An 18,634-nucleotide genomic window follows, 5' to 3' on the forward strand; every position below is an offset into this window, starting at 1 on the left:
TTTGCCAGTTTGAGGTTATGATGGCTCAGTATGATGTTGTAATTGCTGGTGGGGCGATGGCGGGGGCGACTTTGGCGCTTGCCTTGAATCACCTAAGCCGAGGCTCGCTATCGATTGCGGTAGTGGAACCTTATCAGGTTGATCATCAAGCTCATCCTGGGTTTGATTCTCGTTCTATTGCTTTGTCTTATGGCACAGCGCAGATCCTTGATTCATTGCAGTTGTGGCAATCGATTGCTCCAGTTGCAACCCCGATTAAAGATATTCACGTCTCGGATCGTGGGCATGCAGGAATGACTGATATCTACAGCGAAGATCTTGCGGTTGATGCGCTTGGCTATGTGGTCGAGTTGGCGGATGTCGGTCGAATCTATCAGCAAAAGCTGGAGTCTGAATCGAGCATCACGGTGTTGTGCCCTGACTCAGTAGCGAAAATTGAACGCAGTGATTTACTGACGACCATTGACCTTAATAGCGGGCAAACCATTACTACTAAGTTGTTGGTTGCTGCTGACGGAGCGATCTCTACCTGCTGCCAACAACTGAATATTTCGTTGAGCGAGCATGACTTTGAGCAAGTGGCTGTCATTGCCAACATTGTGGCTAGTGAGCCGCATCAAGGTCGTGCCTTTGAGCGTTTTACCCATCATGGGCCAGTTGCTTTATTACCGATGACGGACAACCGCCTATCGTTAGTGTGGTGCTTGCCGCCAGAGAAAGCCGATAAAGTGATGGCTTTGAACGACAACCAGTTCCTTGAACAGCTGCAGAATGATTTTGGTTGGCGACTAGGTCGTTTAGAGAAGGTGGGTAAGCGTGCGAGCTATCCTCTGATTCTTCGTCATCGTCAGCAAAATATTTCTCATCGATTTGCGATTGTCGGCAACGCAGCTCAAACACTTCACCCGATCGCGGGTCAAGGCTTTAACCTTGGTATTCGTGATGTGGCTTCTTTAGCCGAAGAGTTGTGTACTCAGTTGGATGATGTTGGTCGATACACTGGTCTTGTTAACTTTAAAAAACGTAGAGAACAGGATAGAAGGGCGACGATTACACTGACATCGAGCCTTGTACATCTATTCTCAAATGACTTTTTAACCGCTCGTATCGGGCGCAACCTTGGGTTAGCTGTTATGGATAACCTTCCACCACTTAAAGGTCCACTTTTGCGTCATACGCTTGGCCTAGTAGAAAGATAAGGTAGATAAATAATGATGCAAAGTGTTGATATCGCAATCGTTGGTGGAGGCATGGTTGGCTTAGCCCTTGCAGCAGCTTTGAAAGACAGTGATCTGAGAGTGGCTGTAATTGAAGGCAAGGCACCAAGCGAAGGGCTTAATAAATTGCCTGACGTACGTGTTTCTGCATTGAGCCGTTCTAGTGAAATGATTTTGCGTAATCTAGGTGCGTGGCAGGGAATTGAGCAAAGACGTGCCGCACCTTATCAAGCGATGGAAGTGTGGGAACAAGATAGCTTCGCTCGCATTGAATTTGACTCAACGCGTTTAGCGCAGCCTAATTTAGGTCATATTGTTGAGAACCGTGTGATTCAATTGGCGTTGCTTGAACAGGTTAAAAAGCAAGAAAACGTCAGCCTATACATGCCAGCAACGTGCAAAACAATGGCAATTGGTGAAAGTGAAGCGTGGCTGACTTTAGACAACGGTCAAGCGCTAACGGCTAAGCTTGTCGTTGGCGCAGATGGTGCAAATTCTTGGGTTCGTAAGCAGCAAGATATCCCTCTAACACATTGGGACTACGGACACAGTGCAATTGTTGCGAACGTTAAAACGGCAGAACCGCACCACAGTGTAGCTCGTCAAATATTTACGCCACAGGGCCCGTTGGCATTCTTACCAATGCAGCCGAGTAATATGAGTTCTATCGTTTGGTCTACTGAGCCGAATCGTGCCGAGAAGCTCGTATCTATGTCGGATGCGGAGTTTAATAAACAGCTAACAGCTGAGTTCGACTCTAAACTAGGTTTGTGTGAAGTGGTTGGCGAGCGTTTTGCGTTCCCACTGCGCATGCGATATGCGAGAGACTTCGCCGTAGAGCGTGTGGCTTTGGTGGGGGATGCCGCGCATACCATTCACCCCCTTGCTGGGCAGGGCGTTAACCTTGGCTTGTTAGATGCTGCCAGCCTAGCACAAGAGCTGTTAAAGCTCTGGGCTACGGGCGAGGACATTGGTACCAAGCGTAACTTACGTGGTTATGAACGCTGGAGAAAAGCAGAAGCCGCGAAGATGATTGCATCGATGCAGGGCTTCAAAGATCTGTTTGAAGGCGATAACCCAGCGAAGAAGCTGATTCGTGGCATCGGTATGAAACTCGCAGGCCAATTACCTGGTGCAAAAGATGAAATCATGAAACGAGCTTTAGGTCTTGCGGGTAACCTTCCTGATTTAGCGCAGCCCCCTGTTATTCATCGATAATGATTTTGTTTCTAATGTTTCGCACCAGTGTTTCGTTTGAATCATTGGTACGAAAAAAGGGTTGGCGTTAGCCAACCCTTTTTTTAATTCTCTAGATAATTTGATTATGCGTAAGCACAGCGCAGCTTCATAATTTCACTATTTATTTCTTTCACTGTTTCAAAGTGGCGTTTCTCTGCTCGGTCTGGCAGCACTAGCTTGCCGTTATCGAACTCAAATTTCCCTACGCCGTAAATGTAGATTCGTCCTTTGAAAAGTCGACTTACATGTTTAGCAATCATACTCGGTGTATAGCGCTTAAACAGTCTCATTTTTAATTATCCTTATATTTACCTAGCCTGCACATTATAGAAAAACTCCGAGATAATAATTGTGATAAGCATGGAGTAATATGCAGTAGCGTTGACGTTAATTAGATATTTGTGCCGTTCTAAGCACTTTCTATAGTAAATATCTATTTTTACGTGAGCTCCTCCCCAAAATAATACTGAGTAGTGAACTGCCGTGAACTTTTCTGTTCGGTATTAAGCAGCTTAAATATGACAAGTATAAGAATAGGCGGAATTTTTTTGTTTGTGTAATCAAATTGTAAAATTAAGACCAAAAAAAGCCCGTCTAAAACGGGCGAATAGTCACAGATGCATTACACAAAAGTGGATACTGATGTTACTCAGTGGATTCACTTGTACTGATTTGCCTGAGGGCTAGTCAGTAAATTCACAATAACGCAGATTTTTACTTGTGACTGCTTATGTTCTAATTTTGATTAAATATTTACATTTAATCTAGTTATCTTACGACGAGTTTCACACTAAATATGTATCCGGTGAAAACTAGGGAAAGAGTTTGCGAACAATCACTGTATTGATCGGATCATCGACTGATTTCAGCAATGATAGGCGCACATAGCGTCATGAGATCATTGGGATCCAGAGCGATACCTGCCATTCGATCCCCAGAGCTGATGGTCACCGTTGAATTGTTTTGAATCGAAGGATCAAAGATGATCGGCATATGCCTCTTCAATGCAAGCGGGCCAACACAACCGGCCTTAAAGCCAGTAATAGACTCTACATCGCTTAACGAGACACAGGTCATGCGGCGGCAATTTAGAATTGAGCGCACTTTCTTCGGATCGACTGAGCGATCACCAGCGGTGCACGCTAGTGCGTATTGATTGCCCATGTCTTTGAGTAGAATACATTTCACCATTTGAGATGGGTCGATACCTCGTTCTTGCGCGGTTTCCTCGATGCTGGTGGTTGGCTTATTTTGTAACAGCAGGCGATAGTTCACCTGCTGTTGATCCAGCCATTGTGTAATCACTGTTTCCACGAAATTACTCGTCGTCAAGGCTGTAAGGCAGTGGCTGGATACTCCAGATTTGTTCAGGTTGTGCTGTCAAACGCAGCTGAACATCGTCATCTAAGTTGTTCGGTAGTACCATTAGGCCAATCGCTTGGTTGTCAGCAAATTGATATACGTTGAGCAGTTGACCCGCTCCACGCCAGTTTTCACCAACGCTGCGCTCTAGCTCAATAGGGCTTTCTAGTGTTAGCACTTCCGCTGTTGGGCCTGAAACAATGCGCATTTCACGTTTGTTCATGCCACGGTATTTAGCGCGAGCTACTGTTTCTTGACCTGTGTAACAACCCTTGGTAAAGCTGATGCCACCAATCGCTTGTAGGTTAAGCGCCTGAGGGATGTGCTCATTTTGCTCTGCTTTGGTTAGATTAGGCTTAGCATCGATAATTTCATGATACTGCCATAGCGCCTCTGAGACTTTCTCCGCAGAGCTGTCAGTCACCAAAGCTTCTGCAGCTTGTTCTGTCACAAGCAGAGCCCAGCGGTTGCCAGCAACTTGAACGGCTGTACCGCCTGAAATCGCACGAACTTTACCTTGGCTCTCTGCGATAGAATCGATGTACTGATCCGCAGCAGCGCCCATCACACCAATAACCACATCACTGGTTTGCTCAATATCGACCTTAGAGAAGACAGCGTATTTTTTGATTTCTACGAGCTCAACTTCAATCGCAGACTTAGGCTGCATAAGCGCGTAACCACCGTTGTGATGGAATAGGCGGAAGATACTCCATACCTTTCCTTTTGCATCACAGTGGGCGCCTAATGTGGATTCATCATTAGGAAGAGTCACAACGTCGCACGTTACTTGACCTTGTAGGTACGATTTTTTGTCATCGCCTACCATAGTAATTGCACTCCAGTCTGACACATGTGTCATCATCAGTTCTGGAAGCGAATCGTTTTGCGTGTGAACGTGCGGCTGAAAGGTGTTTTTCCAATCCATTTTATCTTTCCCAAGAATTTTATTTGGCTCTATGTTAATCCTGTTCTGTTTATTTGTCAGCCTAGGTTTTTTTGTGAGCGGAGATAGGGACTGTGACCCATATAGTAGTTGCAGAGCGTATGACTTGTTACACTCCAAGAAAGAAAAATTATAGGTGAGGATAGCCAATGTACACTGCAGAGCAGAAAGCACGAATTAAATGGGGTTGCCGTCGCGGCATGTTAGAACTTGATGTAGTCATCATGCCATTTTTCGAAGAGTGTTTTGATTCATTGCAAGAGCAGGAACAGCGCGAGTTTGTTTCTTTGTTAGAGTGTGATGATCCAGATCTGTTTACGTGGGTGATGGGCCATGGCCGTAGTGAAAACCTGGGTCACGCATCAATGGTTGATAAAATTGTCGCACACAACCTCAGCAAGGTTCGTTAAGCTCCAGCTTAACCCTTCGTATTTCGCATTATTAACAAAAGGCACTGCTTTCGGGTGCCTTTTGTTTTTTATCGTTGTCTCTTCTATTCCGCTAGTAGTCAGCCTTTATAGCCTGTATTTAACTTTCAATCTGTTTAGTACTAATCACATGCTTATCACTAGCGCTCAAGGGGGGCTTGATTATAAGGATGATGGTGAAGTGCATTTGAATGGCAATACATACAGTTTAAAGTCGGTCGATCAGGTTTGGGCGCAATTCTTCGTAAAATTACAATTTGAATGTGGTCACTCGGTACTGCTATGGCGAGACAGTTGCCAAGAGCAAGAATATCGGCACTTTTTGGCGAATTTACAACGAATGCGTTCGCTAAGCTAAAGTAATCGACAAGTCGTGAGTTAAAAGAAAAGGGAGCATTAGGCTCCCTTTCGTTTGATTACTTTTCGTGAGTGACGAATGCGCCAAGTTACGATTGACGTTTCTCTGGTGTCAGAATCGTTGGGCCACTGTCTTCAACCAGCTCTGGGTAATCCAATGTGTAGTGGAGGCCACGGCTCTCTTTGCGTTGCATTGCACAGCGAACCATTAGCTCAGCGACTTGAAGTAGGTTACGCAGCTCTAAAAGGTTGTTCGACACCTTAAAGTTGCTGTAATACTCGTGAGTTTCTTGCTGTAACATCTGAATACGACGCATTGCACGCTCAAGACGCTTGTCTGTGCGTACGATACCCATGTAATCCCACATGAATAGACGAAGCTCATGCCAGTTGTGCTGGATAATAACTTCTTCATCACTGTTTGTTACTTGGCTTTCATCCCATGCTGGAAGCTCCGCACACAATTGAGATTGTTCAATGTTCTCAACGATGTGTTTTGCTGCCGACCACGCGTAAACCACACATTCTAGTAGTGAGTTTGATGCCATACGGTTCGCACCGTGAAGACCAGTATAGCTCACTTCACCAATCGCGTAGAGGTTTTGCAGATCCGTTTGGCCATCTTTATTGACCATCACACCACCACAGGTGTAGTGCGCAGCTGGTACGATCGGGATCGGCTCTTTGGTCATATCGATACCCAAGTCCATCAAACGTGTGTGGATCATTGGGAAGTGTGCAGTGATGAACTCTTCAGGCTTGTGGCTAATGTCGACGTACATGCAGTCTGCACCTAATCGCTTCATTTCGAAGTCGATTGCGCGTGCAACCACATCACGAGGTGCTAATTCACCACGCTCATCGAAGTCTTTCATGAAGCGTGTACCATCCGGGCGACGCAGATAAGCGCCTTCGCCACGAAGTGCTTCCGTTAGTAGGAAGTTGCGTGCTTCTGGGTGAAATAAGCAAGTCGGGTGGAATTGGTTGAACTCTAGGTTTGCTACACGACAACCTGCACGCCAAGCGATAGCAATGCCATCACCAGAAGAGACATCTGGGTTAGAAGTGTATTGGTACACTTTTGATGCGCCGCCAGTAGCAAGTACAACAAATTTAGCACGTACGGTTTCTACGTGTTCTTGGTTGCGGTTCCAGATGTAGGCACCGATAACCTTGTCTTTCGAGCCACCAACTTTATCTTCAGTGATCAAGTCCAGCGCATTGTGACGCTCGAAGATCTCGATATTTGGGTGATTCTTGACGTTATCTTGCAGTGAGGTTTGCATCGCCATGCCAGTTGCATCGGCAGCGTGCAGGATTCTGCGGTGGCTGTGTCCACCTTCACGAGTTAGGTGATACTTAGGTTGACCATCAGTGCTGTTCTTATCTTTATCAAATGGAACACCGCCATCAATCAGCCACTGTACACACTCTTTCGCATTTTCAGCAATGAATTGAACTGTATCTTCTTCACATAACCCAGCCCCGGCAATTTGAGTATCTTCAACGTGAGACTCAATACTGTCCGACTCATCGAACACCGCAGCGATACCGCCTTGTGCGTAATACGTCGATCCTTCGCTGCGTGGTCCTTTGCTTAATACAATTACTTTTGCATGTTCTGCTACGCGTAAGGCTAATGACAAGCCTGCCGCACCACTTCCTACCACTAATACATCACATTGATGTTCACGGTTTGCGTTCATAAACTTATTAAATCCCGGGCTATAGTCGAGTTGTCTACTCTCAATTGACTTTGTCTTGTTTTAGGAGTTGCGGTAAGACTGTTATAATCTTCTTCAAGTCGTCCTAAAACGCCATGCAAAATCAAGATATAGACAGCTATCTAGAAATATTTAATGCTCAATACCATTGCTTTTGCTCAAGTTTCCCTAAATTGACAGGGATAGCTATTTTTATTACATCACATTGTGAAACAATAATGGCAAATAATTTTAAGAAAGTTGGAACTTTCGGTATTTGGCTTAGTCACAATAGTGCTCTTGTAGACGGTGGTGTCAATACTACATTTCGTATAATTAGTACCCATATCTGTGAAGGTGAGGGTTATAACAATAGGAGTACCCGCTCGAATGAACGAGCAGCTAACCGATCAAGTGTTGATTGAGCGAGTTCAGAGTGGAGATAAGCAAGCATTTAACTTACTAGTGGTTAAGTATCAAAACAAAGTTTGTAACCTTATCTCTCGATACGTGAATAATTCTGGTGATGTACCTGATGTAGCACAAGAAGCTTTTATTAAAGCTTACCGCGCGATACCTAATTTTCGTGGCGAGAGTGCCTTCTATACATGGTTGTACCGAATTGCCGTGAATACCGCAAAGAATCATATCGTTGCCCAGGGACGTAGACCGCCCGCAACGGATGTAGATGCAGAAGATGCTGAATATTACGAAACAGGCAGCGCGTTAAAAGAAATATCGAACCCTGAGAACTTAACGCTGTCAAAAGAATTGAAACAAGTCGTTTTTGGAGCGATTGAAGCGCTGCCAGAAGACTTAAAAACTGCAATGACGCTGCGTGAGCTTGAAGGTTTGAGCTACGAAGAGATTGCAGAAGTAATGGATTGCCCTGTAGGAACCGTACGTTCGCGTATCTTCCGAGCTCGTGAAGCGGTGGAAAAGAAAATTAAACCTCTTTTGCAGCGCTAGAACTTGTAATAATTATGGTGAAAATAATGGCTGATAAAGAAAAGCTTTCGGCACTCATGGATGGTGAAACGATCGATAAAGCTCTCATTGTAGATCTAGAATCTGATCAAGAAAGCATGAATACCTGGCAGAGTTACCACCTAATTGGTGACGTTATGCGTGGGGATGCGCCAGAAACTAAAAATTGGAACATTGCGGATAGTGTAGCAGCAGCGCTTGAAGATGAGCCTGCACACAGTGCAATGCCAAACCTGCACCAAGTGAATGTTGAACCTACTGTTGCTCCAATTGAAGAGCAACCAAAACCTCAGCAAGCGAAGCGACAGCTTCCTGCGTGGTTACAACAGTTTGGACAAGTTGCTGTAGCAGCGTGTGTTTCTTTAGCGGTTGTATTAGGTGTTCAACAATATGGTGTCAGCGATCCAGCGGCACCAGAACAGTTACCTGTACTTCAGACTATTCCATTTGCGGGATCTGCTGAGCCAGTAAGCTTAACGCGCGAGTCGGTAGAGAGACCTGCATCTGAAGCAAATTTGCAAGAGCAGCGTAAACGCGTTCATGCAATGCTAGAAGATTATGAGCTACAACTAAGATTAAACAGTGATGCGTCGCCTATGGAAGATGCACATCTAGAATCGGACATTGAATGAAGAAAATCCTGGTCAGTGCACTGACACTGTTCAGCGTGATGTCTTCAACAGCCTTTGCAGAGGAAATAACTGCAAAGGCCTTGCTGCATCAAATGAACGAGGCCAGTCAGCATTTAAATTACGAACTCTCTTACATACTGATCAAGAAGAGCAGTATCGAACCTCTTGTTTATCGCCATGCGGTTAACGACGACCAACAACTCGCACACCTTGTCTACCTGAGTGGCCCCGTTCGTGAAGTGATTCGTCGCGGTAACGAAGTGAGCTATATCGAACCGGGCACAGAGCCGTTCACGATCCAGTCAGGTAGCATGGTTGCGCCTGTTATTCCGATGATTAATCGAGATATCGAATCCCTGAATCAGTACTACGACTTTGTAAAAGTTGGGCGCTCTCGTGAAGCGGGCAGCACTACCCAAGTGTTACGCGTAGTGCCAAAAGATGGCCTTCGTTACTCTTACGTGGTTTGGGTGGACGAGAAAACCAGTCTTCCTTTACGTGCCGATCTATTAGATCGTGATGGTGAAATACTGGAACAGTACCGAACTATCTCTTATGTCGTGAACGATAAAATCGCTGCAGCTATGGGCGGCTTAAACCAAGCGCAACTGCCGAAGGTTTTATCATTACCTGAAGGTTTGGTGAGTGAGACCGACTGGCAAGCTTCATGGGTTCCAGAAGGGTTTAAGTCAAAAGAGTTGAGCCGTTACCAGATGGCTGCGACCGATAAAATGGTCGAGAGTCAGCTTTTCAGCGATGGATTATTCAGCTTTTCGGTATATATCGCCGACAAAGACGAACACTCATTGAAAGGCCAGTTGGTACGTCAAGGGCGCAGAACCTTGCACAGCTTAGTCATGGGTGACAGAGAAGTGTCTGTCGTAGGCGATATCCCGCCAGCTACAGCAAAGCGTATCGCTCAATCTGTTACTTTCAATAATCAGGTGTCAGCGCAATGATGACCGCGCTGGCTACCGTTAGCTCCGTTGAACAAAAAGGTAAGCAATACTTTGTTCAATTGAGCTGCGAACAACAAACTAGTTGCAGCAGCTGTTCTTCACAAAAAAGCTGCGGTACTGGTATTGTCACCAAAGCGGTTGGCAACAAATCCTTGTTTTGGCAATTAAAGACCAAAAACCTTGTGAAAGTGGGTCAGATTGTAGAAATCGGCTTTCCTGAAAAAAGCCTACTTCAGTCTGCGGCTATTGTTTACCTCATCCCACTTTTCATGTTGATGATTGGTGCTGGCATTGGACAACTCTTGTTACAACCCCTACTTCAAGGAGGCGAGGGGATTGTTATACTGAGCGCAGCCCTATTTACAGCTGGTGGTATTGCTTTAGCGAAGCGACTCGCTAAACCGATTGAAGACAAATCCAAGCAAGAAGTCGTATTGATTCGAATCCTCGGTGAGCCGCTCGTCTAATTTATGATGCGTCTTGCTGTTAAATTGGGTAGAATCTGCCAACTTGATTGAAATGCCGCCACCGTTGGTTATTTTTAAATAGCTTTGCGGCTTTCTTACCGTCCTAATTTAAAGAGTTTGTCACACCAAATTATGAAGCACATTCGTAACTTTTCGATTATCGCCCACATCGACCATGGTAAGTCGACCCTATCTGACCGTCTAATCCAAGTTTGTGGAGGATTAAGCGATCGTGAAATGGCTGCACAAGTCCTTGATTCGATGGATCTTGAGCGTGAACGTGGCATCACCATCAAATCTCAGAGTGTGACACTAAACTACACCGCAAAAGATGGTGAAACTTACCAACTTAACTTCATCGATACTCCGGGACACGTTGACTTCGCATACGAAGTATCACGTTCTCTTGCGGCTTGTGAAGGCGCACTATTGGTTGTCGATGCTGGTCAAGGTGTAGAAGCTCAGACTCTAGCAAATTGTTACACAGCGATCGAAATGGATCTGGAAGTTGTGCCAATCCTAAACAAGATTGACCTTCCAGCAGCTGATCCAGAGCGCGTATCTGAAGAGATCGAAGAGATCGTAGGTATCGACGCGATGGAGGCAACGCGCTGTTCTGCAAAAACAGGTATCGGTGTAGACGATGTTCTAGAAAACATTGTTTCAGCAATTCCTGCTCCAGAAGGCGATCCTGAAGCGCCACTGCAAGCGCTAATCATCGACTCTTGGTTCGATAACTACCTTGGTGTTGTTTCTCTTGTTCGTATCAAGAACGGTTCTTTGAAGAAGAACGACAAGATCAAAGTAATGAGCACCGGCCAAGTTTGGGGGGTAGATCGCCTAGGTATCTTCACGCCTAAGCAAATCGACACTACAGAGCTAAACACTGGTGAAGTAGGTTGGGTTGTTTGTGGTATTAAAGACATTCTAGGTGCACCGGTTGGTGATACGCTAACACTGGCTAAAAACGGCTGTGAAAAAGCGTTACCTGGCTTTAAGAAAGTAAAACCACAGGTATACGCGGGTCTGTTCCCTGTATCATCTGATGATTACGAAAACTTCCGTGATGCACTAGGTAAACTAAGCCTGAACGATGCTTCTCTATTCTATGAACCAGAGAACTCTGCAGCACTTGGTTTTGGTTTCCGTTGTGGTTTCTTGGGTATGCTTCACATGGAGATTATTCAAGAACGTCTAGAGCGTGAATACGACCTAGACCTAATTACAACTGCGCCAACCGTAGTATACGAAGTTGAAAAAACAGACGGCACTCAGCTGTATGTTGATAGCCCAGCTAAGCTGCCTGCTATCAATGATATCAACGAGATTCGTGAGCCGATTGCACGCTGTAATATCTTAGTACCTTCTGACTACCTAGGTAACGTAATCACACTGTGTGTTGAGAAGCGTGGTGTTCAGGTTGATATGATTTATCACGGCAACCAAGTAGCGGTTGTGTACGATATTCCAATGGCTGAAGTAGTACTGGACTTCTTCGACCGTCTGAAATCAACGTCTCGTGGTTACGCATCACTTGATTACAACTTCCAACGTTTTGAAGCATCAAGCATGGTTCGTGTAGACGTACTTCTAAACGGTGACACGGTTGATGCACTTGCGATGATTACACACAAAGATCAATCGCAAACTCGTGGTCGTCAGCTCGTTGAGAAGATGAAAGAATTCATCCCTCGTCAAATGTTTGACATCGCGATTCAAGCGGCTATCGGTAACCACATCATCGCTCGTTCTACAGTTAAACAACTGCGTAAGAACGTAATCGCGAAATGTTACGGTGGTGACGTGAGTCGTAAGAAGAAGCTTCTGAAGAAACAGAAAGAAGGTAAGAAGCGTATGAAGCAGATCGGTAACGTAGAGCTGCCTCAAGAAGCATTCTTAGCAATTCTTCACGTTGGCAAAGACTAGGCTTATCCAACGATAAACGAATAATTGAAAGTGAAAGGGTAGCTCGCTATTCTTTCACTTTCGTTATTTTTAAAGAAATGAAATTTAAGGGATATCAATGGCTAACAAATTTTCGCTCCTTTTAGTGCTCTTAACTCTAGTGACCGGCATTGTATGGGCATTGGAAAAGTTTGTGTGGGCGAAGAAACGCCAGCAGAAGCTTGCTGATGTGGAAGCACAAACCAATGGCCTAGACGCTGAAACCAGCGCAAAAGTTACGGATCAGCCTTGGTGGGTTGAGAACAGTGTGTCCATTTTCCCGGTATTTGCATTTGTTTTGATCTTGCGTTCATTTATTTATGAACCGTTTCAAATCCCATCTGGCTCGATGATGCCAACGCTTTTGGTTGGTGATTTCATTTTGGTAGAGAAGTACGCTTACGGTCTTAAAGACCCAGTATGGCGCGCTCAATTGGTAGAAACAGGTAAGCCAGAACGTGGTGATTCAATCGTATTTAAGTACCCGCTAGATCCAGATGTTGACTTCATTAAACGTGTTGTTGGTCTGCCAGGTGATACTATTCGTTACAGCAGTCGTAAAGAAATCTGTATCCAAGCGAAAGGTACAAGTAGCTGTAAACCAGTGAAATTAAGTAATGTTGAAGAGAGCCAATTTATTCAAGACGGCGTGCCTTTGATTCAACTGAATGAACAGCTTGGAGACGTAGAGCACCAAATCTTAGTTAACCCATTGCGTCGTAATCGTGTGCAATCATATCAGCCTCGTCCTGGTGTTAACGAATGGGTCGTTCCAGAAGGGCAATACTTTGTGATGGGTGATAACCGTGACAACAGTAAAGACAGCCGCTTCTGGGGTTTTGTCCCTGAAGCAAACCTTGTTGGTAAGGCCGTTGCTATTTGGATCAGCTTCGAATTCGAACGTGGTTCCGACAGTGTACTTCCAACATGGATTCCTACTGGTGTGCGTTTTAATCGCATCGGTGGGATTCATTAATCGATCAATTAACACATCGAGAGAGCATGAATTCTCAAATTGATAAACTAGAGAGAAAGATTGGCTATCAGTTCAATGATGCCGATCTTATCCACTTGGCGCTGACTCACCGCAGCGCCGCTGGTAAACATAACGAACGTCTTGAGTTTCTGGGCGATTCAATTTTAAGTTTTGTTATCGCTGATGATCTATATCACCGTTTTCCTAAGGTAAACGAAGGTGATATGAGCCGCATGCGCGCGACATTAGTACGTGGTCATACATTGGCAGAACTAGGTCGTGAATTCGAACTAGGAGATTACTTAAAATTAGGTCCAGGTGAGTTGAAGAGTGGCGGTTTCCGTCGTGATTCTATTCTAGCGGATGCTGTAGAAGCGATCATCGGCGCTATCTATTTAGATAGTGATACTGAGACGGTTCGCGGCATTATTTTAAGCTGGTACCAATCTCGCCTAGAAGCTATTCAGCCTGGAGTATCTCAAAAAGACCCGAAAACTCGTCTTCAAGAGTTCTTACAAGGTCGAAGAAATCCTCTACCTGTCTACACAGTGACTAATATTAAAGGTGAAGCACACAACCAAGAGTTTACGGTTGAGTGTGAAGTGGCAGGTGTGGATAAACCTGTTATCGGTAAAGGCACTAGCCGCCGCAAGGCAGAACAAGCGGCTGCTGAAACAGCATTAGAGCAACTAAGCAATGTCTGATAACAACCAAGAATTCGATATCGATGCATTCTTTTCATCTGATAGCAAACAACCTAGCCTACCGGAAAACCAACACTGTGGCTTCATCGCTATTGTAGGTCGCCCAAACGTAGGTAAGTCGACACTTCTGAACCATATTCTGGGACAGAAGATTTCTATTACATCACGTAAACCACAGACGACACGTCACCGTATTATGGGCGTGGAAACTGAAGGTGATTACCAAGCGATCTTCGTAGATACTCCTGGACTTCATATTGAAGAAAAGCGTGCTATCAACCGTTTGATGAACCGTGCAGCAAACAGCTCATTGAGTGATGTGAACCTAGTATTCTTCCTGGTCGATGGTACCCACTGGACTGAAGACGATGAGATGGTTCTGAACAAGCTGAAGAAGACTGACTTCCCAGTTGTACTTTGCATCAACAAAGTAGATAACGTTCAAGACCGTACTAACGTGATGCAGCACATGATGGAAGTCTCTAAGAAGATGGACTTCATTGATGTTGTGCCAATCTCGGCGAAACAAGGTAAGAACATTGATGTACTACGTAAGCACGTACGTGAACACTTACCTAAAGCGACACATCACTTCCCAGAAGAGTATGTGACGGATCGCTCGCAGCGTTTTATGGCGTCGGAAATTATCCGTGAAAAGCTAATGCGCTTTACGGGTGATGAACTACCTTACTCGGTAACGGTTGAGATCGAACGTTTCGACTACAACCCAGATAATGATGGTTTCCACATCAACGCACTGATTCTTGTTGAACGTACCGGTCAGAAGAAAATGGTGATAGGTAAAGCAGGCGAGAAGATCAAAACGATTGGTCGCGAGGCACGTATCGATATGGAAGAGCTATTCGGTCGTAAGGTTTACCTAGAGACTTGGGTTAAGGTTAAATCTGGTTGGGCTGATGATGAGCGTGCACTTCGTTCACTAGGCTACATCGACGATCTATAATCTAGATTGGACTTCACCTTCCTTACCGGGATGTGAAATCAAAATAGTGAGTTGAAGAGAGAGTGCGAACTCTCTCTTTTTGTATCTGCAAGAAGGATGAATCATTGAGCGAAGGGTTACAGCGATGCTTTGTATTGCACCGTAGGCCATATAGCGAGTCGAGTTTGATACTGGATATTTTCAGTGAAGAGTTTGGCCGTGTAACGTTGATGTCGAAAGGTGCTCGTAGCAAGCGTTCCAATTTAAAAGGAGCGTTGCAGCCTTTTACGCCTCTATTACTGAAGTGGTCGGGGAATAGCTCAATGAAAACACTGCGCCAAGCTGAGCCTATCAGTTTAGGTTTGCCTCTCACTGGCATTAACCTCTACTCCGCAATGTATGTGAATGAGCTGATTGGCCGAGTGCTGATGGCTGAAGTGCCAATGCCTGCTCTTTTTCACGACTATCTTCATGCTTTAACAGAGCTGGCGCATAATGAAAACCCAGAGCCAGCACTACGTCGTTTTGAGTTGGCACTGCTATCTGCTATGGGCTATGGTGTCGACTTTTTACACTGTGCAGGTACTGGCGAACCGATTGATCCAACAATGACTTATCGCTATCGAGAGCAGAAAGGTTTCATTGCTTCAGTGCGACGAGACAACCTGACTTTTATGGGCGATGAACTTATTGCGATCAGCGAACGTAGGTTTATCACTAAAGAGCAGTTAAAAGCGGCAAAACGCTTTACACGCATAGCCTTAAAGCCGTATCTTGGCGGCAAACCATTAAAAAGTAGAGAACTGTTTTTGCCAAGAGCAGGTCTTTCTAGAGCACGGAGTATTGGAAAATGAGCTCAATCCTTTTAGGCGTTAATATCGACCATATTGCAACACTACGTAATGCACGTGGTACTAAATACCCAGATCCAGTACACGCAGCTGAAATTGCTGAGCGCGCTGGTGCTGACGGTATCACCATTCACCTGCGTGAAGACCGTCGTCACATCGTTGATCGCGATGTACGTATTCTGGCTGAAACTATCCAAACTCGCATGAACTTAGAAATGGCAGTGACGGATGAGATGGTTCAGATTGCACTTGATACTAAGCCTGAGTTTGTTTGTCTTGTTCCTGAAAAGCGTGAAGAGCTAACTACTGAAGGTGGCTTGGATGTGGTTGGTCAACTTGAGAAGATCAAAGCAGCAACGCAAAAGCTGTCAGAAGCAGGTATCAAGGTATCTCTATTTATCGATGCTGACCGCGAGCAGATCGACGCTGCAAAAGCGTGTGGCGCACCCTTCATTGAACTTCACACAGGTCACTACGCTGATGCGAAAACAGAAGAAGACCAACAAGATGAGCTGAAAAAGATTGCGGCTGGCGCAAGCTACGCAGACGATTTAGGTATTACGGTGAATGCGGGTCACGGCCTGACTTACCACAACGTGGTTCCAATTGCGGCACTGCCAGAAATCTACGAGCTAAACATCGGTCACTCAATCATGGGGCGTGCAGTCTTTGATGGTTTGAACAAAGCCGTAGCTGACATGAAAGCCGTAATGGAAACCGCTCGCAACAATATCTAGCGTGTTAAATATCTAGTTTGTTAAGTAGCATCATCAAAAAGTAGTTAAAGGGTAATCATGGCTGTTGTAGGGCTTGGGACAGATATCGCGGAAATTGAACGTGTTGAAAAAGCATTATCACGCAGTGGTGAGGCATTTGCTCAGCGTATTCTGACGGATTCTGAATTTGAAGTGTTTCAGCAGCTCAAGCAAAAAGGTCGCTATCTAGCTAAGCGTTTTGCAGCTAAAGAAGCAGCATCAAAAGCGCTGGGTACAGGCATCGCACTGGGTGTTACTTTTCATGACTTCGAAATCTCGAACGACGAGCATGGTAAGCCAGTGCTGAGCTTGCACAATAAAGCTCGAGAAATTGCGCAAGCGAGTGGCACAACTTCGATTCACCTAACTATTTCAGATGAGCGTCATTATGCGGTAGCGACGGTACTCTTTGAGTCGTAAATGGACTTCTGCTTTTCATACACAGAAACACATACATTGAAAAGGAGTAGAATTTTTAGCTTTGATGTTTGTAAGTTAAAAATCGTTAATGTTCTTTTAGAGGCCAAGCTGCACAGTAACAAGGCTTCTTTTTACAGTTTTGATTCAAACATCGTTCTCTTTTTTTGGACGTTTTACCTAAGAAACATAAAAATCCGATTGTTAAAAGAACATTCGGATTTTCCAACTCTTGGTGGAGCTTTTAACCAATCACTTTTACTTAACGGCTCTCCATTAAGACCGAAGTCTCAGCTTTCAAACTAATGTATAGCTTTCTCTGCAATAGAGATAATCACACATGAGAATGTTCCTATCATCCATTACAGAATCTACTCCTTGAGGTTTCTCTCTCATCACTGCTTCCGTTGTGATCACAATACCAACAACTGATTCTGCGATTTTTCTTACAGAAAGCAGAATCAGCTGGACCTAGGTTATCCATTGCAACAATGCCGCGTATAATCATAGTTATACTCACCAGCGATCTTAGTGAAGTTACGATCCAAGGCTGCAAGTAAGCAATAGCAAATTATATCCCCTTTCTATTAGTCAAGATAAAAGACTCTATCAGCACTAGCTATAGTTTGTTCTCTATGTGCAATAAAAATAGTTGTCATCGACTTTTCTTTTAAGTTTGAGTTTATAATATACTCATTATGCATATCTAAATGACTTGTAGATTCATCTAAACATAATATCGTTGGTGTTCTGTACAAAGCTCGAGCTAAAAAAATCCTTTGTAACTGTCCGCCGGAAAAAACACTTCCCATATCTCCAACTTGAGTATGAAACTGCATAGGTAGCGCGCGTATTTCTTCCAATATACATGCCGTTCTGCAGCATTCAATAAGATTTCCCTCATCATAACTTTTATTGCTTAAAGTGATATTATCACCTAGAGAGCCCATAAAAAGTGTATCATTCTGCATTACTGCAGCAACATGATTTCTGTATGAACTTTTAGATATCGTACATATATCTACTCCATCTACATATACTCTACCCTCAGTTGGTTTAAGTAAACCTAAGATTATTTTCATTAACGTCGTCTTACCACAACCAGAAGCACCAGCTATTGCAAAGGATTCTCCTGGCCTAACTTCAAATGAAATATCTCTAAAAACCCAGTCAGATTTACTGGAATATTTGAAGCCAAGACGATCAACACGAATATGCCCCTTTAGAGCGGTTAAAGCTTGAAGACTCTCGAAAGTCTCTTCTTTTTCCTCTAGGGCGATATCGGATAACCTTTCAAGATGTAAACTAAGCATTTTGAAAGAAAACCATTTTGAAATAAGAGCTGAACAGCTTGATGTAAACTGCTGTTTATAGGCTATGAAAGCTAAAAGCATACCGACTGAAAGGTTTCCTTCCATTACAATACTTGCTCCAATATAGACAATAAGTATGGACTCTAAGCTAGAAATAAAACTACTAATAGCGCCTTCTGTAATACCTAACTTTCCTTGTTTTATTCTTGAGTTAATAATTTCTGAAGATATATTTATCCAGTCGTTCAAACGATTACACTCTAAGTTAAATAGCTTTAAGGTTTGTATCCCCCGTATAGATTCAAGAAATAATGAATCTTCTGATGCTCCAGTACTAATTATTTCTTCTTCCAATCTTCTGTTAGGGTAGTAATATAGTAATTGGACTAAGAATGACATTAATATGCTTAATAGAACGATACTACTTAAAATAG

At 44.2% G+C, this 18,634-nt stretch carries 20 protein-coding genes; 15 read left to right on the plus strand and 5 right to left on the minus strand.

Translation table 11 applies throughout. The annotated features are described in order from the left end of the window. Positions 1-20: 20 nt before the first annotated feature. Both ubiH and A3712_RS14880 read left to right on the plus strand, forming a co-directional pair. Positions 21-1,199, plus strand: a complete 1,179-nt coding sequence (gene ubiH / locus A3712_RS14875; protein ID WP_063524070.1) for a 2-octaprenyl-6-methoxyphenyl hydroxylase — start codon at positions 21-23, stop codon at positions 1,197-1,199. Positions 1,200-1,211: 12 nt separating this feature from the next. Next, on the plus strand, positions 1,212-2,435 hold the full coding sequence (locus A3712_RS14880) for an FAD-dependent 2-octaprenylphenol hydroxylase (protein ID WP_063524071.1): 1,224 nt from the start codon (positions 1,212-1,214) through the stop codon (positions 2,433-2,435). 104 nt (positions 2,436-2,539) lie between these two features. On the opposite strand, the gene A3712_RS14885 is transcribed toward A3712_RS14880, so the two are convergent. The 3 genes from A3712_RS14885 to ygfZ all read right to left on the minus strand — a co-directional run bounded on the left by A3712_RS14885 (position 2,540) and on the right by ygfZ (position 4,746). Further along, a complete protein-coding gene (locus A3712_RS14885) occupies positions 2,540-2,746 on the minus strand; it encodes a DUF1107 domain-containing protein (protein WP_004739018.1) in 207 nt (68 codons plus the stop codon). Positions 2,747-3,308: 562 nt separating this feature from the next. Beyond that, positions 3,309-3,770 carry an aminoacyl-tRNA deacylase gene (locus A3712_RS14890; protein ID WP_063524072.1) on the minus strand — a complete coding sequence of 154 codons (462 nt, stop codon included), beginning with the start codon at positions 3,768-3,770 and terminating at the stop codon, positions 3,309-3,311. A 4-nt stretch (positions 3,771-3,774) separates the two neighbouring features. Beyond that, the gene (gene ygfZ, locus A3712_RS14895; RefSeq protein WP_063524073.1) at positions 3,775-4,746 is read right to left on the minus strand and encodes a tRNA-modifying protein YgfZ; all 972 of its coding nucleotides are present in this window, start codon (positions 4,744-4,746) and stop codon (positions 3,775-3,777) included. A 167-nt stretch (positions 4,747-4,913) separates the two neighbouring features. On the opposite strand from ygfZ, the gene A3712_RS14900 reads away from it, so the two are divergent. Beyond that, positions 4,914-5,174, plus strand: a complete 261-nt coding sequence (locus A3712_RS14900; RefSeq protein ID WP_004735374.1) for an FAD assembly factor SdhE — start codon at positions 4,914-4,916, stop codon at positions 5,172-5,174. Beyond that, positions 5,098-5,550 (plus strand): protein YgfX, encoded by a 453-nt coding sequence (locus A3712_RS28715; RefSeq protein ID WP_331710893.1) that lies wholly within the window; start codon positions 5,098-5,100, stop codon positions 5,548-5,550. Before A3712_RS14900 ends, A3712_RS28715 begins: the two co-directional genes overlap by 77 nt. An 88-nt stretch (positions 5,551-5,638) precedes the next feature. Here A3712_RS28715 and nadB read toward each other — a convergent pair whose 3' ends face one another. Next, positions 5,639-7,255, minus strand: a complete 1,617-nt coding sequence (gene nadB / locus A3712_RS14905) for an L-aspartate oxidase (protein WP_063524074.1) — start codon at positions 7,253-7,255, stop codon at positions 5,639-5,641. Between the two features lie 387 nt (positions 7,256-7,642). Between nadB and rpoE the strand changes: the two genes are divergently transcribed. The 11 genes from rpoE to acpS all read left to right on the plus strand — a co-directional run bounded on the left by rpoE (position 7,643) and on the right by acpS (position 16,890). Beyond that, positions 7,643-8,221, plus strand: coding sequence for an RNA polymerase sigma factor RpoE (rpoE, locus tag A3712_RS14910; RefSeq protein WP_004739025.1), 579 nt, complete (start codon positions 7,643-7,645; stop codon positions 8,219-8,221). 26 nt (positions 8,222-8,247) lie between these two features. Next, positions 8,248-8,871: an RseA family anti-sigma factor gene (locus A3712_RS14915; RefSeq protein WP_063524075.1), complete on the plus strand. Its 624-nt coding sequence runs from the start codon at positions 8,248-8,250 to the stop codon at positions 8,869-8,871. Next, complete coding sequence (gene rseB / locus A3712_RS14920; RefSeq protein WP_063524076.1) at positions 8,868-9,830, plus strand: sigma-E factor regulatory protein RseB; 963 nt, start codon at positions 8,868-8,870, stop codon at positions 9,828-9,830. Before A3712_RS14915 ends, rseB begins: the two co-directional genes overlap by 4 nt. Then, positions 9,827-10,297, plus strand: coding sequence for a SoxR reducing system RseC family protein (locus A3712_RS14925; protein ID WP_063524077.1), 471 nt, complete (start codon positions 9,827-9,829; stop codon positions 10,295-10,297). Before rseB ends, A3712_RS14925 begins: the two co-directional genes overlap by 4 nt. Before the next feature lie 132 nt (positions 10,298-10,429). After that, a complete protein-coding gene (lepA, locus tag A3712_RS14930) occupies positions 10,430-12,223 on the plus strand; it encodes a translation elongation factor 4 (protein WP_063524078.1) in 1,794 nt (597 codons plus the stop codon). Between the two features lie 97 nt (positions 12,224-12,320). Continuing rightward, positions 12,321-13,217, plus strand: coding sequence for a signal peptidase I (gene lepB / locus A3712_RS14935; RefSeq protein WP_063524079.1), 897 nt, complete (start codon positions 12,321-12,323; stop codon positions 13,215-13,217). Between the two features lie 26 nt (positions 13,218-13,243). After that, positions 13,244-13,921 carry a ribonuclease III gene (gene rnc / locus A3712_RS14940; protein WP_063524080.1) on the plus strand — a complete coding sequence of 226 codons (678 nt, stop codon included), beginning with the start codon at positions 13,244-13,246 and terminating at the stop codon, positions 13,919-13,921. Beyond that, positions 13,914-14,885, plus strand: coding sequence for a GTPase Era (era, locus tag A3712_RS14945; protein ID WP_008224485.1), 972 nt, complete (start codon positions 13,914-13,916; stop codon positions 14,883-14,885). Before rnc ends, era begins: the two co-directional genes overlap by 8 nt. Before the next feature lie 104 nt (positions 14,886-14,989). After that, complete coding sequence (recO, locus tag A3712_RS14950; protein WP_032498827.1) at positions 14,990-15,718, plus strand: DNA repair protein RecO; 729 nt, start codon at positions 14,990-14,992, stop codon at positions 15,716-15,718. Continuing rightward, positions 15,715-16,452 (plus strand): pyridoxine 5'-phosphate synthase, encoded by a 738-nt coding sequence (gene pdxJ / locus A3712_RS14955; protein ID WP_063524081.1) that lies wholly within the window; start codon positions 15,715-15,717, stop codon positions 16,450-16,452. The genes recO and pdxJ overlap by 4 nt, the downstream gene beginning before the upstream one ends. 57 nt (positions 16,453-16,509) lie before the next feature. Next, positions 16,510-16,890 carry a holo-ACP synthase gene (acpS, locus tag A3712_RS14960; RefSeq protein ID WP_063524082.1) on the plus strand — a complete coding sequence of 127 codons (381 nt, stop codon included), beginning with the start codon at positions 16,510-16,512 and terminating at the stop codon, positions 16,888-16,890. Positions 16,891-17,474: 584 nt separating this feature from the next. Here acpS and A3712_RS14965 read toward each other — a convergent pair. Continuing rightward, positions 17,475-18,634: peptidase domain-containing ABC transporter (locus A3712_RS14965; RefSeq protein WP_157618767.1), on the minus strand; the 1,160-nt coding region annotated here is incomplete at its 5' end.

This window comes from Vibrio sp. HI00D65 (genome assembly GCF_001635455.1).
Lineage (GTDB): Bacteria > Pseudomonadota > Gammaproteobacteria > Enterobacterales > Vibrionaceae > Vibrio.

Coding starts and splice junctions, on each gene's coding strand:
- ubiH (WP_063524070.1), top strand. CDS start 21: ATGGCTCAGTATGATGTTGTAATTGCTGGTGGGGCGATGGCGGGGGCG.
- A3712_RS14880 (WP_063524071.1), top strand. CDS start 1,212: ATGATGCAAAGTGTTGATATCGCAATCGTTGGTGGAGGCATGGTTGGC.
- A3712_RS14885 (WP_004739018.1), bottom strand. CDS start 2,746: ATGAGACTGTTTAAGCGCTATACACCGAGTATGATTGCTAAACATGTA.
- ygfZ (WP_063524073.1), bottom strand. CDS start 4,746: ATGGATTGGAAAAACACCTTTCAGCCGCACGTTCACACGCAAAACGAT.
- A3712_RS14900 (WP_004735374.1), top strand. CDS start 4,914: ATGTACACTGCAGAGCAGAAAGCACGAATTAAATGGGGTTGCCGTCGC.
- A3712_RS28715 (WP_331710893.1), top strand. CDS start 5,098: ATGGCCGTAGTGAAAACCTGGGTCACGCATCAATGGTTGATAAAATTG.
- nadB (WP_063524074.1), bottom strand. CDS start 7,255: ATGAACGCAAACCGTGAACATCAATGTGATGTATTAGTGGTAGGAAGT.
- rpoE (WP_004739025.1), top strand. CDS start 7,643: ATGAACGAGCAGCTAACCGATCAAGTGTTGATTGAGCGAGTTCAGAGT.
- A3712_RS14915 (WP_063524075.1), top strand. CDS start 8,248: ATGGCTGATAAAGAAAAGCTTTCGGCACTCATGGATGGTGAAACGATC.
- rseB (WP_063524076.1), top strand. CDS start 8,868: ATGAAGAAAATCCTGGTCAGTGCACTGACACTGTTCAGCGTGATGTCT.
- A3712_RS14925 (WP_063524077.1), top strand. CDS start 9,827: ATGATGACCGCGCTGGCTACCGTTAGCTCCGTTGAACAAAAAGGTAAG.
- lepA (WP_063524078.1), top strand. CDS start 10,430: ATGAAGCACATTCGTAACTTTTCGATTATCGCCCACATCGACCATGGT.
- lepB (WP_063524079.1), top strand. CDS start 12,321: ATGGCTAACAAATTTTCGCTCCTTTTAGTGCTCTTAACTCTAGTGACC.
- rnc (WP_063524080.1), top strand. CDS start 13,244: ATGAATTCTCAAATTGATAAACTAGAGAGAAAGATTGGCTATCAGTTC.
- era (WP_008224485.1), top strand. CDS start 13,914: ATGTCTGATAACAACCAAGAATTCGATATCGATGCATTCTTTTCATCT.
- pdxJ (WP_063524081.1), top strand. CDS start 15,715: ATGAGCTCAATCCTTTTAGGCGTTAATATCGACCATATTGCAACACTA.
- acpS (WP_063524082.1), top strand. CDS start 16,510: ATGGCTGTTGTAGGGCTTGGGACAGATATCGCGGAAATTGAACGTGTT.